The following is a 13,717-nucleotide window of genomic DNA, read 5'->3' as shown; positions in this document are numbered from 1 at the left end:
TTACTCCATCATCTTCTCAATCGGCAGTACCAGAATGGAGCTGGCACCAAGCGATTTTAATTGCTCCATGGTTTCCCAGAACAGGGTCTCGCTGCTGACCACATGCACTGCCATCTGATCGTCATTGCCGGCCAGGGGCAGCAGAGTCGGGTTTTCCGCGCCGGGCAGCAGGGCGATGATGTCGTCCAATCTGGCTTTTGGGGCGTGCAACATGATGTACTTGCTTTCATTGGCCTGCATCACCGCATTGATGCGTGGCATCAGGGTGTTGATCAGCTTCAACTGAGCAGCGTCTGCCAGATCTTTGCGCTGAATAAGCACGGCCTTGCTGCGGTAAATGACTTCGACTTCCTTTAAGCCATTGGCTTCTAACGTCGCGCCGGTGGACACCAGATCGCAGATGGCATCGGCCAGGCCGGCCCGAGGGGCTACTTCGACCGAACCTTTTAAGGTGACGATTCGGGCTTGAACCCCTTGCTGTTTCAAATAGCGGTTCAATAAACGCGGGTAAGTGGTGGCAATGGTTTTGCCGTTCAGACTGGCTGGGCCATCGTAGGCAGACTCTTGTTGCACGGCAATGGACAAACGACAGCCACCAAAATTCAGCCGGCTTAACACGGCATAATCGCACGGCTCGTTATCGAGCTGGCGCTGCAGCGACTCTTCTTCCAACACGTTCTCGCCAACGATGCCCAGATCGCAGACACCATCCATCACCAGGCCGGGAATATCGTCATCACGCACCCGCAGAATATCAATGGCCATGTTCTCGACATGGGCGATCAGCCGTTGTTCACGCAGATTAATTTTTAGTCCGCAGCTGCCAAGTAAGGCCTGTGATTCTTGTGACAAACGCCCGGACTTTTGCATGGCGATGCGCAGGCGGCTGGAATGTTGATTGAACGTCATGGTGGTGCTCCGAAAATAAGAATGAAAAACCCCGGGTTCTCCCGGGGTTTATGCAAGCTGCCACCGGAGGAACCAAACATCAGCCCTCCGACAAAGCCGGACGGCTCAGTAATGATGATGGTGGTGGTGAATGAGGTTCAGGCTCATCGCTTGCTCTATGTTGTATGGCTTCAATGCTATACAACTTATCGTATTGTTCGGATGTTGACAAGCAGTTTTTAAAGCAGTTAGAAACTCACTATAAAATTAAATCATTGTTATTTAATGTATTTATTATCTTCCTCATTCCGATTCATAAAAGTTTCATCCTTTAACGTCCTCAACACCAGGTGTTTTTGTATAAAAATGAAGCTGGTTGTATAGTCATTCGGCTGCTCGCTGATAATTGACTTGATTTTGTATACAATATTCCCTATTGTTTGAAGCTACCAGGACCTTTAACGAGATAACGACGACCATGAAGGACACTTCGCTGAAAGATACCAGGATACTCAGTCGATTGCTCAGCGCTGCTCTGTTTTGTATAGGGTTCTCAGCCCTGGCCGCGCCTGATAGAGCCAGCATCGGGCAGGCCCTGGATTTACGTGATCACTGGTTGCCACTCACCCGGGATTTGATGCTGGCACCCACCTGGACCGAAGATGGTGATGCTTTTCATTACAAGCTAAGTGTAGATGGGGGCTTTTATTTTTTCCGTCAGTCGTTGCGGGACTCAGCACCGCAACTGGCGTTTGATCATAACAAATTGGCAAGTGGTTTATCGGCGGTAACCGGACAAAGCTACCAGGCCAGGGATCTTCCCTTTGAACAGTTTCAGTACGCCGACCGGGGGGAGGCCATTACCTTTTACCTGCACAATGCGCGGTGGCAGTGTCAGTTGCACACGGCAGATTGCCGGGATATTACAGCGCCACGGCAAAGCAGCGCCTTTGGCGTGGTGCGGGATCTAAAGCAAGATGCGGATGATAGTCCGGTTTGGTCGCCGGATGGTCGCTACCAGGCTCAGGTGCGTGGTCATAATCTGTTGCTGTTGGATGCTGAGGGCCGTTTGCTGTTTCAGACCGACGATGGGGATGGCAGCAACTTTTATGATCCACAATCGATCCGTTGGGCACCGGATAGTTCGGCACTGGTGCTGGTCAGGGTTCAGCCTGGTACGGCACGCTATGTGACCCGGGTGCTGTCGGCTCCCGAGGATCAACTGGAACCCAAAGTCATTCAGCAGCTGTACCCAAAGCCTGGTGATGCCGTGGATGTGGATCAGCCGGTGCTGGTGCAACTGCAACACAAAACTGCCATTGATATCCCAAATGCACTCTTTGCCAATCCCTACCGCATTGACCAAATGGCCTGGCAGCAGGATAGCAGCGCTTTTACCTTTCGCTACACCGAGCGGGGGCATCAGCGGATGCGGATTATCCGGGTGGATGCCAAAAATGCTGAGGCCACTGCGTTGGTGACGGAGGACAGCCCAACCTTTGTCAATCTGTGGGCAGCTTTTCATCAGCCATTGCAACTAGGCGAGCAAGGCGTGGTCTGGCTCTCGGAGCGTGACGGCTGGGCGCACTTGTACCGTACTGATCGTAGCGGCAAACAGCTGCAGCAGCTGACCCGCGGTCACTGGCGGGTGCGGCAGGTACTGGCAATCGATGAAACCGCAGGCCAGATTTGGTTTACCGCCAGTGGTTATTATCCACAGCAGGATCCGTACTATGAGCACCTGTTCCGTATTGATCTGGATGGCGACAACCTGACAGCACTTACAGAGCGCAATGCCCACCATGACGTGGTGCTGTCGCCGGATCGTCAGCACTTTATTGTGCGCTATTCACGGGTGGATTTGCCCTATGTGGCTGAGCTGCGCCAGAGCAGTGATGGCGCTTTGCTACGAACCTTGGCCCAGGCCGATATCAGCCAACTGACCGCTGCTGGCTTTCGACCGCCACAGCCATTTGTTGCCAAAGGCCGGGACGGTGCAACCGATATCTGGGGTTTAATCGTAAAGCCACAGAATTTTGACCCGGACAAAACGTACCCGGTGATTGAAAACATCTATGCTGGCCCACACGACAGCTTTGTGCCAAAGAGCTTCTGGCCTTTTGGTTTTCACTCTGGCGGCGATAAAGTGATTGGCATGCAGGCGCTGGCGGATCTGGGCTTTATTGTGGTGCAAATCGATGGCATGGGCACGGCCAACCGCTCCAAGGCGTTCCATGATGTCGCCTGGCAAGATTTGGTCGACTCCGGTTTTCCCGATCGCATTCTCTGGCATCAGGCGGCAGCTGAGACTTTTCCCTGGTACAGCATTGAGGGCGGTATTGGCATTTATGGTGCTTCGGCTGGTGGCCAGAGCACAGTAGCTGCCTTGTTGTTTCATCCGGATTTTTACCGGGTCGGTGTAGCCTATGCCGGCTGCTTTGATAACCGGATGGATAAAATTAGCTGGAATGAGCAGTGGTTAGGCTATCCGGTGGGGCCTCAGTATGCGGCTTCGTCGGTGGTGGAGCAGGCGCACTTGCTGCAAGGGCAGTTGCTGATTATCAACGGCGAGCAGGACAGCAATGTCGATCCGGCTTCTACCATGCAATTGGTGGATGCACTGATCCGGGCAGAGAAAGACTTTGATTTGCTGATTGTTCCGGGTGGTGAACACAGTGTCGGGCGCTCCAGCGGGCCTATCCGTTATGTACAGCGTCGCCAGTTTGACTTTTTCCTGCGCCATCTGCAGCAGCAAACAACGCCCGACTGGAACCGGGCGCAGTAGGGCAGTACCGCAGTTGGTAAATTGTTAGGATAATTCCAGCATCAAGCGCGCTGCTGCCAGGTCTGCCAGCGCTGTACCAACGGCTTTAAACACCTGAATGCGATCGGCTTGCCAGCAGAGGGTATTCTTGCTGCATAGCTCAGCCAGTTCGGCCTGGATGTGTTGCAATTGAATTTGTCCTGCCTGCAGGGGCAGCAAGATTTCACCTGCTTCATTCAGGCAATTGGCGCGACTATCGACATACAAGAGGCCATCAACCACCAGCCGGGTATCAATTTCACTGCAATCAGCATGGTGGTTGCCAAGCGCATCTACCAGAGTACCCGGCTGCACCCAGTCGGCTGGAAACAGTGGCTCAGTAGCCGCAGTGGCGCAGCAGATGATATCGGCTTTTTGCAGCAAACTGGCAGAGCGCTCAGCAGCTTGAATACGCAATCCTGGATGCGCTGTTTGCAAATCTGCCTGCAACGAGGTGGCCAATTGCTGCGCTTTAGTCAGATCCCGACCGACGATGTAGACATCGTCCAACTGCCGGATACTGATATAGGCTTTCACCAGATAAGGTGCCAGCTTGCCGGTGCCAAAAAGTACCAGGGTACTGGCAGCCGGATTGGCCAGATACGAGCCAGCCAATGCCGAAATAGCGGCTGTGCGCCACAGGGTAATACTTGTCCCGTCCAGCAGTGCCAGCGGCTCGCCACTTTCCCGGCAGAACAGCATGATTTTTGCGTGCAAGCGCTCTTTGCCTTGGGCCGGGTTCTGCGGGAAGTAGGTAAATAGCTTGCAGCCAATCACGCTTTCATCCCAGGCAGGCAGCAAGGCAAAGGCTTCTGCTTGCCCTGCTGTCAGTGGCAACAGCTGCCGTGGCGGCATACCAAAATCACCGGCAAAGCTTTGACGCAAACTGGCTATAAGGCTGGGAAACTGCATGCTCTGATGAATGCTGTCTGCTTGAATCAATTGCATAAGATGCTTAGCTCCTTTGTGCTTTTGGTCAGGATTTCGATACCTGAATCGGTAATCAGAATGTCATCTTCAATGCGCACACCACCAAAGCCGGACTGATACAAACCGGGCTCTATGGTGACCACCATACCGGGTTGCAGTAGGGCCTCACAGCCTTCGCGCATCAGCGGATACTCATGCAGCACCAGGCCAGTACCATGGCCAATGCCTTCACCTGCATAGTCCGCATAGGGGGAGGCTGCCAGCACCTGCCGGGCTGCTGCATTGACGTCATGGCCACTGACTCCGGGGCCTGCAACCGCCAGTGCTGCCAGCTGGGCCTGTAATACGGTCTGGTAAAAATCGCGCTGGTTGGCACTGGCAGCCCCCAGCACATAAGTGCGGGTAATGTCGGAGCGATAGCCCCGAACCTGAGCACCAAAATCCAGCAGCAGCCAGTCCCCGTGTTGCAAGACGCGATCCGATGGTTTGCCATGGGGCAAGGCGGAACGTGGCCCCGACAGCAAGATGGTTGGGAATGCCAGGGCCTCGGCACCCAGCTCAAAGAGCTTTTGTTCGAGCAAGGTGGCCAGTTGCAGCTCGGTCATGCCCAATCGTACTTGTGGTAGCAACCAGTCAAGCGCTTGTTCGGCAATCAGCACGGCTTCCCGGGTGGCTGCAAGCTCCCCGGCATCTTTACAGGCCCGCATCTGCGCCAGCCAGTTCGGGGCCGCTTGCAACGAGACGGCTGGCATGCATTGCTGCAGTTGCTGAAACAAGTCAACGGTCAGATGATCAAATTCACAAAATAGCTGCTGTTGTTTTGGTTGCAGTCGCTCAATACAGGCGGCGAACGGCTCGTGAGCGCGATCCCGGCAAATAATGGTGAGAGGTTGTCCCGCACACTGGCTTTGGGCAATGGCGGTATACCGGTAATCGGTGATCAGAAAAGCTTGTTCTTGCGTTAGCAACAAGCTGGCGGCGCTGCCGGTAAAGCTACTTAGATATCGAATATTTGATGGCTCCGTGATCAGCAACGATTGGCCGGCACTCAATTGGGTCTGTAATTTCGCTAATCGCATAGCTCCTCCATATCATTTATTGTATACAATATATCCTGCGTCTGAATAAGGCAAGTCTTGCTGCCGGATAACTAAAGCTGCAGCATTCATTTTATTTGATATACTGCATATCATTCTTGAAAGAAGATGAGACGTGCATGACCGTAGAATATAAAACCCGCACTCAGGTGGTGGTTGAAGAAATCCGTAAGCGCATCCTGTCAGGTAGCATCAAAGCTGGCGAGCCATTGCGCCAGGCGGCTCTGGCTGAGGAGCTGAATGTGAGCCGGATCCCGGTACGTGAAGCTTTGTTGCAACTGGAAGCTGAAGGCCTGGTCGAGTTTGAAGCCCATAAAGGCGCTACGGCTACGCGCTTGTCGGCAGAGCAGGTGACCGAGCTATTTGAACTTCGGGCCTTGCTGGAGTGTGATTTATTGCGCCGGGCTATTCCGCTGATGACGGATGAGGTGTTCAAGGCAGCCGATCGGGTGCGACTGAAAATGACGGCCGCTTTTGAAAAAAGCGATGAAATCATTTCCTGGAGTGAGCTTAATACCGAGTTTCACTTAACACTCTATCGCCCGGCCGGTCGCCACAAAACCGTTGAACTGGTGCACAACCTGATGATCAACTCTGATCGTTACATTCGCTTTCATTTGCTGTTAGCTGGTGGGGTCACCAAAGCCGATCCAGAACACCATGCCTTGTTGCAGCTTTGTCAGAGCAAAGATATTGAAGGTGCCTGCCAGCTGCTGCAACAGCATATTCTCGAAGCTGCCAATGAAATAAATACTATTTTGGTTCGATCTGAAAGTAGGTAGTGCTTAGAGTGTTTACTTAGGGATGTGCCGCATTGCTTTTAATAACCAGCACTTCCCTTTGTTCATCAAGGCAACCGATAGCGCGATTACGACCTTGTTGTTTGGCTTGATACAAAAAGGAGTCTATTTCTTTTAAGCTTTTTTCGAAGTCAGCAATTTTTTCAATAGTCACTACCATAAAACCTAATGATATTGTGACTGATATTGCTTGTTTACCCACGTAGATAGGATATGCATTTATCTCACTCAAAACTCTTTGAATGATTTGAATGCATTGCTCCTTCTGGTCTGGCTTATTAATGAAAATGAGAAACTCTTCTCCACCCCAACGTACAATGCATTCGGTATTCCTTAGCCGACTGGCAAGCCTTTTGCTAACAATAATCAGGACTTCATCACCAGCCTTGTGGCCGTATACATCATTTACCTTTTTGAAGTGATCAATATCGATAAGAAGAACAAGAGCTTTAGCTTCTGAATTTTCTTTAGTGAGTAAAAATTTCTCAAAATAACGACGGTTATAAACATTCGTCAAGGGGTCGTGGTTGCTAGCATAATCCAGGTGCTCGTTTTTTTCTGAAAGGAGCTGATTTGTTTTTTGAACCCGTTTATAAGCGATAACGATTGAAAAAATAAGTAAAAATGCTGCTGTCAGGATACTGAGTGTCAAGCGAAGCTCGAGTTGTTTTTGCACCAGTTTAGCTTCACGCTGTTGCTGTTGTTGTTCGTAAAGAAGTAACTCCCTTTTTTGCTGCTCAGCTGTTATCAATGCATTGGTTAGTGTGGCATTTTCTTTTTGCCTGGTGGCATCAATGTCTTGTGTTAGCTTCATGCTGTCGCGCAGTGCAGTAAAAGCTTCCAGGTAGAACCCTGATCTATAAAGGTTATTGGCCCAGTCAGATAAAAAGCGAGACAAAGGTTCAAGCACCTGGTTTTGTTCAAACCACAAGCGGGCTTCAAGGAACATTGACTCTGCAGCCTCCTTGTCTCCTTGCTGAAGCAAGGTATTGGCCATGGCTACCTTTGTATAGGCCAATACATAGCTTCCAGGGTAGTGGGTAGCTAACTCCAGTAATTCGTTAGTTAGCTTGCGGTTTTCATCGTTCATGCCCAGTGAATAATAAATGCCGGTAAGGTTTATGCCGGCAATAAGATACTTAAAGTCATCGATACCTTTGTGCTGATTCAAAAGAGCACGGTAGATTTCTTTTGCCTCGGTTAAGCGGTTTGCAGTCATCATAATGTAAGCCCGGTTTGCCCGCGTCTCAAAAAGATTATCTGGCTGTTTAATCAGTTGCATGGCTTCACTATTGGTCGATAAGGCTTGCTCGAAATTCCCTAAGGCACTCTGGATTAAAGCAAGTCGTGCAAGCGTTTCACCTTCCCATTCGGTTAAATCATTCGCTTTTGCTATTTGTATAGAAAGCTGTGCAGCCATGATTGCATCATCAAAGGCTCCTGCTTCTGTTGCAGTTTCAATGTAGTCGTAAGCAATCCAGATACGTAAGGCAGGTAAATCGTGGTCACTTAAGCTATGGTAGGCTAGGTGGGATAGCTCGGAAGCTTGATGCAACTGATTTAAGCTTACTTGTTTTGCCTGCTGACAGCGATAGTATGCCGCAGCCGCTGAAGATAGTTCGGAGAACTCATAATCTCCTGTAGAAGTTCCTGAACCGGGAACGTGTAGATGCTGTATGGCCCAAAGCCTGCAAAGGTGCATAGACACAAGCTCGAGCTGTTTTTGGGACCTAGCCTCGTCTTTTAAAGGCAGAAGTGCATCATAGATGTCCTCTGGTCTATTGGTTTGGTAGGACATGACTTTCGACCAGACTTTTTTTTCAAAATCCGTGAATTGAAGGCCGTCGTCGACGGTACTACTTACAGAAAGGGGGAGCAGCGATACAACTACCGCAAATAATAGCAGGATAGTCTTCATACACGACGCACACTTTACTTCTTTCTATTAAAAATAACGCTCTTGCTGTTGTTTGTCCAACTTGAAAGGCTGTTCGGGTTGGTGTCCAGCGTCTTGGCATTGACTTGCATTTGCTGCTGCAGGTACTGAGGCAGAGCGGCTACGACTGTGGCGCTTCGCGGACCGGCACGGCAATATTGCACAGCTCAATATACCCTGCGGGCCTTTGGTACCAGTCCCCTCCGCGATTGCGCAATGCTTCTACCACGCCTTGAAAGGTTGGCGTATCGATACGCAGTACTTGCAATGTGCTGCGCTCTGCCGGTGGCAGGTCTGCTGCCAACCTGATGTCTGTAATGAAAGTATAGTGATCCGCTGACGTATAATAGCCCATGGCTCCTTCGCCCCTGGGTAAGCTGGATAATAATGGCATGCCCTGACGTACTGTGCCTACCAGGGTAATGTTGCGATCCAAATGTCTGGGAGCATGACCTGTCACCACATACATGGCCGTACCGGAGCCACTATCAATCGCATTGCCCCGGGCAATGCCAACCGCGCCGTAGCAATGCGTTAACCAGCCTTGTTTGCTGTCAGGATCCATCGCCATAGCAAAGCCGTTCACATGGCCGGTTTTTGGGGCATAGCCGTCGCGATCAGGTAAGGGTGTAAAGGTAAAATAGCTGGGAAGTGTCACGCTAAACTCAGCCGCGATGCTGCGACTGGCCTTTGTGAGTGTTTTAGGGGGCGCTTCGCTGGGCTCATTCCATTGCACCACGTAATTATCTTGCGCTCGCACTATGGGGAGTTGCCGGTAAAAGCCCTCACGCACCAAGGCTTTAATATTGCGGATATGCTCAGGCGCAAACTCGCTGGCTAACTCGATGACCACCCGACCGGTTGGCAGCTCCAGGTACAAGGTATTTTCCAGGTCTAAATCGCGCCAATCGGTAGCGCTGCTTTGTACCAGCCAGTCGGCGACGGTTTCAGGTTTTGCTGCTACCGGGGTAGCTGCTCCGATCCCGGCCAGCAGCAGGCAGGCAAGGACAGAGGGTATCGCTGCTCTCATGAGTCTGTTCCTTTTTATCTATTAATTGATGCTGCTGAACAGCGGGTGGTGGCCACGACAATTCCCAAGAAATTGAGCCGGTCAGGATCCGTTTATATTATCGATTGGTGTGATCTATCACTTCGGATCCAGGACCGGTGGTTAGGTCAGCCTTTACTCGTGGCCCCAAGGCGCTGGCGGCACCTCTGCCAGTGGTTGGCTCAGGTCGAAATCAAGCCGCCAGGTCCAATCCCCACCACGGAAGTTGCCATAGGTATAACGCTCACCAGGCACAATCTCAATTTGCCAACCTAGTGCCGAACCATCGTCAGCCGTGCGCTTTGTGTACAAAAAGCGTTGCACTTCCGCCGTCCCCTGCTCGATGGAAACACCACCATACATGGTATAGCCTTCATGATCCGGCTCCCCTGAAGGCAAACGGTGATCATGGCGCAATTCAAGTTGTTCACCATGCCAACTATACAGCCAGGTTCTGGAGCGATCCCAGCTGCCATCAGTCATGCCAATATGAAAAGGCAGCGCCAGGACATCATCTGTGCACGACCTGAAATGCACAATTAAACGCTCATCACCTTGCAATAAATCCGGGCGATCATCCCTGGCAATCACGCGCCTGCCTTCAAAAGCCTGACCACAATGCTGGCTTAGATGTGACCAAAAAGAGGCAGCAGCAGACTCTGGCTCCTGCCCTGCGAGTGTGACGCCTGAAACACAAGCGGCAACAAAAAGAAAAGTACGCATCAAACAAATTCTCCTGTCATCATATCCTCGGGAGCTTCCTGCTTATTATGTGGGGTGCTTGTACAAATACCGTCCCCACTGTTGTTTGTCCAACTTGAAAAGCAACCCCCTATGAAAGGGAGTTGCCTTCAAAACGGCTTCGTTTAAGAACGCTCGTTAGTTTTGAGTGACTACCAGTGTTGTTTGAGGCCGGTTCGGATTGGCATGGATACTTATATACGCCCAGCCAACCGGGAGTTGCCCTGTGGTAATTTGCTCCTGGTGGCCTGATGACACTGAGCGCAACTCATAATTTGCTGCTGTTGGCCAGGTGCTGCGACTGAAATACAAGTCAGCATTGCCATCACCCTGCCCATACAGATTAAAGGTATAGCGGGCATTGGCAACCGTATTGTAAAGATAGAAATAACTGTAGTTGCCATTTTGGCCTGCAACAATACAGTATTGTTGGCCTGCTTCAATTTGCACATAATCTACCGGGTTTTGGCTGCTGCAGGCATCTGGTTGTGTTGGCTGCCCTGTCAGGTTAGCGACCAGACTAACGCCATTGAATGCACTATAACCCCGGGTATACACATACCAGCGACCTTGCTGAGGATTGGTGAACTCACACTGTTCATTATTACCACTGCGGTAGGGTCGGCAGTCGTATTGCTGCAAAGTCGGTTCCTGACCAAAGCGAACGTACAGATCAGCATCACCACTGCCGCCACTTTGTACCACAGTTAATCGGTTTTGATTGGCTGGCACATCCAGGGTGTATTTCAGCCACTCACCTTGAGCAGCGCTAAGCCCGGTTACCGGCACACCAGGTTGCAATTCGTTTCCTGGGGGAGGAGTGGTTCCGCCTCCGCCACCAATAGTGATCTCTGGTTGATTATCGTTGCTATCAACCGTTTCCAGCCAATTGTACCAATCCTGATCAAAAGAGCTGCCAATGCTGTTGATGGCACTTAAATAGGTATCGTATTGACCGGTCCTGAAGTTCGTCAAAATCTGATTGACGGTTTCTGGCTGCCGCTCAAACATATAGCGCACTGCCAGATAACCCCAGTGGTAAATACGCTCTGTACCACTAAAATAGGTGTTGGCCATAATGTCGCTTAAAGCAAAGCGTTTGGTTCGTGCCAGGTTAATTGCATGGTCATTGCGATTTTTCTTAGAGACATACTCTGCCAGGCCTTCAATCCACCACACGGTTTTATGGGTGCCAATCCGGTAATCGGCAAAGCCGCCCTTCATGTTAAAGCGGCCATCCAGGTAGTGCACCATTTCGTGGGTCAGGTTCCAAATCACAAAATCAGGACGTAACCACTCAGCTTCATAAGCAATAAAGCGGGCCTGGTTGTTCGGATCTGCCGGGTTGCCCTCCAGGTACATGCCACCGTTGTTGGTATCAATACCGAAAAAGATCCCTGCATACAAACCGTAATCATTACTGCTGTCAAATACCACCATCTCGAGGCTGTCATTCAAGTCGTTGGCAACAGGCTGATTGTCTGTCACCAAAAATTGGTGGAACCATTCTTCCTCAGCTTGTACTTTATTGCAGGATTGGTTCAGCTGCTGCCAGGTCATGTCCTGTGCCCTGAAGCGCATGCTTGGGCTGCAGCTGTGATTGATGCTCAATACCTGTTGTTCGAGCTGCTCTTGAAACCCACAGATTGAAAACTGGGCACAAGCACCGTAAAAATCGACGGATGCTGCGGCTCTTAGCCAAACAGCAGCACCAGTACCGTTCATGCTGTAACGGTTAAACAAAGATTGCAGCTCGCTACGAACAGTGTTGTAGATAGGCGCATTTGAATACTGAATGAAGCGGGCCAGTTCACCAGCAGCATTTTCCTGTAAGAAAGACGCCTGGCTATTAAGCATCCAATCGCGGCGAGCGAAAGTTCCTAATCGTTGAATCAGTACGGTATCATTGCGGGTTGCCTGCACAAAGTCTGAGTTTTGGTGTCCGCGGAACAAAATGGTAAAAATGGAGTTTACCGCAGATCGCATATGCCAGTTTTGCGCATAGCTTTGATTCCATCGCTGCAGCCACTCTTTAATCACATAAATGTAGCGAGCGTTTAAGCCTGCGCTGTCAATCAGGGTGAGCGCATCAATGATATTACGACCATTAAAATCACTGTTGGTGTAAAAAGAGGAATTATTTACCAGGTTATCCAGTGCGGACTGAACCGAGGTTCTTACCCAAGCGGGGTAGGACGGAATTTGCTGGGGATTGTAAAACTGAACGTAGTAGCCGGCTCGCAGAAAGTAATACAACTTGCCTATCTCGGTGCCGGATGTGCCGTTGTATTGGCTCGCCAGTTGTGCTGTTTGCTGAGCTACGCTGTACATGTTGTTGGCCGAAAACGCATTAAAAGCAATGCTGCCACCATTAAATAAAGCATCAATACAGGTACTTGGGTTGTTTAAAATATGCTGTACCAGTGCGTTACCTGTTTGATTGCCATAGCCTTGCAGCATCGAGTTTGTGCAAGTATTCAGAGCTTCCATCTCTGATTGAGCCTTCAGCTCACTGGTATCCAGCTGAAAGCGCTTGGCTTGGTCCAGCGTATGGGCTTTGTAAAAATCATCCGGGTTTCGAAAGGCTTCAATGGGCTTAGGCTCAACCGGCGCCATAATATGCTGTTGGTCTGATACCTTGGGTGCTGATTGCACCTGAGGGGTTGAACTTTGTACTTCCTCTACGCTTTGCGGTTCACTTGCCATAGCCGCAAAACAGCTCAGAGTGAGCAATGAAATGGTTAGGTTGATTTTATTGGGGTACTGACGTTGTAGTTTCATGGTGATGTTCCTGTGAATTAACTCTTGTTAGTTATCATGGGCCTGGTTTTAGTAAGCGACAGACATCCGGCAGCCAGGCCTGCCGAATGCCTGTCGGTTCTCAGCGTTTACGGGCGCTGAGGAACAACAAACCAGCAAGCAGCAATGAGAGTGTTGCTGGTGCTGGTACCGGTGTAGATGCCGGATGAACCTGAAGTTGTAGATCACTGAAGCTGACCGCAATAAACTGATTGTCAAAGCTCAGAGCACCGCTCCAATCCGGATTGAAACTGAACCAGAAATCACCTGCGCTTAATGCCACAAACTGCAGGGTAGCCAGCACAAAGCCCGTGCCCTGGTTGGCAGCCAGCAGCTGTTCATCGGCGAAGGGATCGGCATACTCATCCAGCGCTAACAGGCCTGCCAGCGCGTCGTGGTCGGCAAATTGCAGGCTGCCAAAGCCATCATCGAAGCCGTTACCAAACTGCCAGCCCAGTAGAGACAGGCTGTTGCTGGCGTAACTAAGCTCTGAGAAGAACCCGCCTAGGGTAGTACTAAGATTGCTGACACTCAGTTGCAGCTCTATGGTGTCGCCCACCTGATAGCTGTTGTGCAGGCTTTCGAGTTTGATCAAGGCTGCTTGGCTGTGAAACGACAGCGTCAGTAGCAGAGCAGTTAGTAAGGTTTTCATATCTTCTTCCTTTTACTAGTTCG

Annotated in this window: 11 protein-coding genes; 3 read left to right on the top strand and 8 right to left on the bottom strand. The window is 50.7% G+C overall.

Going from position 1 to position 13,717, the window contains the following annotated elements:
* Complete coding sequence (gene hisG / locus BLW37_RS14850; RefSeq protein ID WP_091344268.1) at positions 1–909, bottom strand: ATP phosphoribosyltransferase; 909 nt, start codon at positions 907–909, stop codon at positions 1–3.
* Between hisG and BLW37_RS18640 the strand changes: the two genes are divergently transcribed.
* Together BLW37_RS18640 and BLW37_RS14845 are read left to right on the top strand one after the other, a co-directional pair.
* The gene (locus tag BLW37_RS18640; RefSeq protein WP_139243732.1) at positions 892–1,131 is read left to right on the top strand and encodes a hypothetical protein; all 240 of its coding nucleotides are present in this window, start codon (positions 892–894) and stop codon (positions 1,129–1,131) included. The two genes, hisG and BLW37_RS18640, sit on opposite strands and share 18 nt — an antisense overlap.
* 235 nt (positions 1,132–1,366) lie before the next feature.
* A complete protein-coding gene (locus BLW37_RS14845) occupies positions 1,367–3,673 on the top strand; it encodes a DPP IV N-terminal domain-containing protein (RefSeq protein WP_091344264.1) in 2,307 nt (768 codons plus the stop codon).
* 24 nt (positions 3,674–3,697) lie between these two features.
* Here the strand turns inward: BLW37_RS14845 and lhpI are convergent, their stop codons facing one another.
* Both lhpI and BLW37_RS14835 read right to left on the bottom strand, forming a co-directional pair.
* Complete coding sequence (gene lhpI, locus BLW37_RS14840) at positions 3,698–4,639, bottom strand: bifunctional Delta(1)-pyrroline-2-carboxylate/Delta(1)-piperideine-2-carboxylate reductase (protein ID WP_091344262.1); 942 nt, start codon at positions 4,637–4,639, stop codon at positions 3,698–3,700.
* On the bottom strand, positions 4,630–5,700 hold the full coding sequence (locus tag BLW37_RS14835; protein WP_091344259.1) for a M24 family metallopeptidase: 1,071 nt from the start codon (positions 5,698–5,700) through the stop codon (positions 4,630–4,632). The genes lhpI and BLW37_RS14835 overlap by 10 nt, the downstream gene beginning before the upstream one ends.
* A gap of 137 nt (positions 5,701–5,837) precedes the next feature.
* Between BLW37_RS14835 and BLW37_RS14830 the strand changes: the two genes are divergently transcribed.
* The gene (locus BLW37_RS14830) at positions 5,838–6,500 is read left to right on the top strand and encodes a GntR family transcriptional regulator (RefSeq protein ID WP_091344257.1); all 663 of its coding nucleotides are present in this window, start codon (positions 5,838–5,840) and stop codon (positions 6,498–6,500) included.
* A gap of 16 nt (positions 6,501–6,516) precedes the next feature.
* On the opposite strand, the gene BLW37_RS14825 is transcribed toward BLW37_RS14830, so the two are convergent.
* From BLW37_RS14825 to BLW37_RS14805, 5 genes are all read right to left on the bottom strand, one after another.
* Positions 6,517–8,436 (bottom strand): diguanylate cyclase domain-containing protein, encoded by a 1,920-nt coding sequence (locus tag BLW37_RS14825; protein WP_091344252.1) that lies wholly within the window; start codon positions 8,434–8,436, stop codon positions 6,517–6,519.
* A 139-nt stretch (positions 8,437–8,575) separates the two neighbouring features.
* A complete protein-coding gene (locus BLW37_RS14820; protein WP_091344249.1) occupies positions 8,576–9,484 on the bottom strand; it encodes a peptidylprolyl isomerase in 909 nt (302 codons plus the stop codon).
* Positions 9,485–9,637: 153 nt separating this feature from the next.
* Positions 9,638–10,225, bottom strand: coding sequence for a hypothetical protein (locus BLW37_RS14815; RefSeq protein ID WP_091344245.1), 588 nt, complete (start codon positions 10,223–10,225; stop codon positions 9,638–9,640).
* A 156-nt stretch (positions 10,226–10,381) separates the two neighbouring features.
* The gene (locus tag BLW37_RS14810) at positions 10,382–13,024 is read right to left on the bottom strand and encodes a M9 family metallopeptidase (protein ID WP_091344243.1); all 2,643 of its coding nucleotides are present in this window, start codon (positions 13,022–13,024) and stop codon (positions 10,382–10,384) included.
* Between the two features lie 100 nt (positions 13,025–13,124).
* Complete coding sequence (locus BLW37_RS14805; RefSeq protein ID WP_091344239.1) at positions 13,125–13,694, bottom strand: PEP-CTERM sorting domain-containing protein; 570 nt, start codon at positions 13,692–13,694, stop codon at positions 13,125–13,127.
* Between the last annotated feature and the right edge of the window lie 23 nt (positions 13,695–13,717).

Origin of the sequence: Alkalimonas amylolytica, from assembly GCF_900107845.1 — a bacterium.
Taxonomy (GTDB): Bacteria; Pseudomonadota; Gammaproteobacteria; order Enterobacterales; family Alteromonadaceae; genus Alkalimonas; species Alkalimonas amylolytica.
Note: the sequence above shows the minus strand (reverse complement) of the source record. Positions and strands in the feature narration are given on the sequence as shown.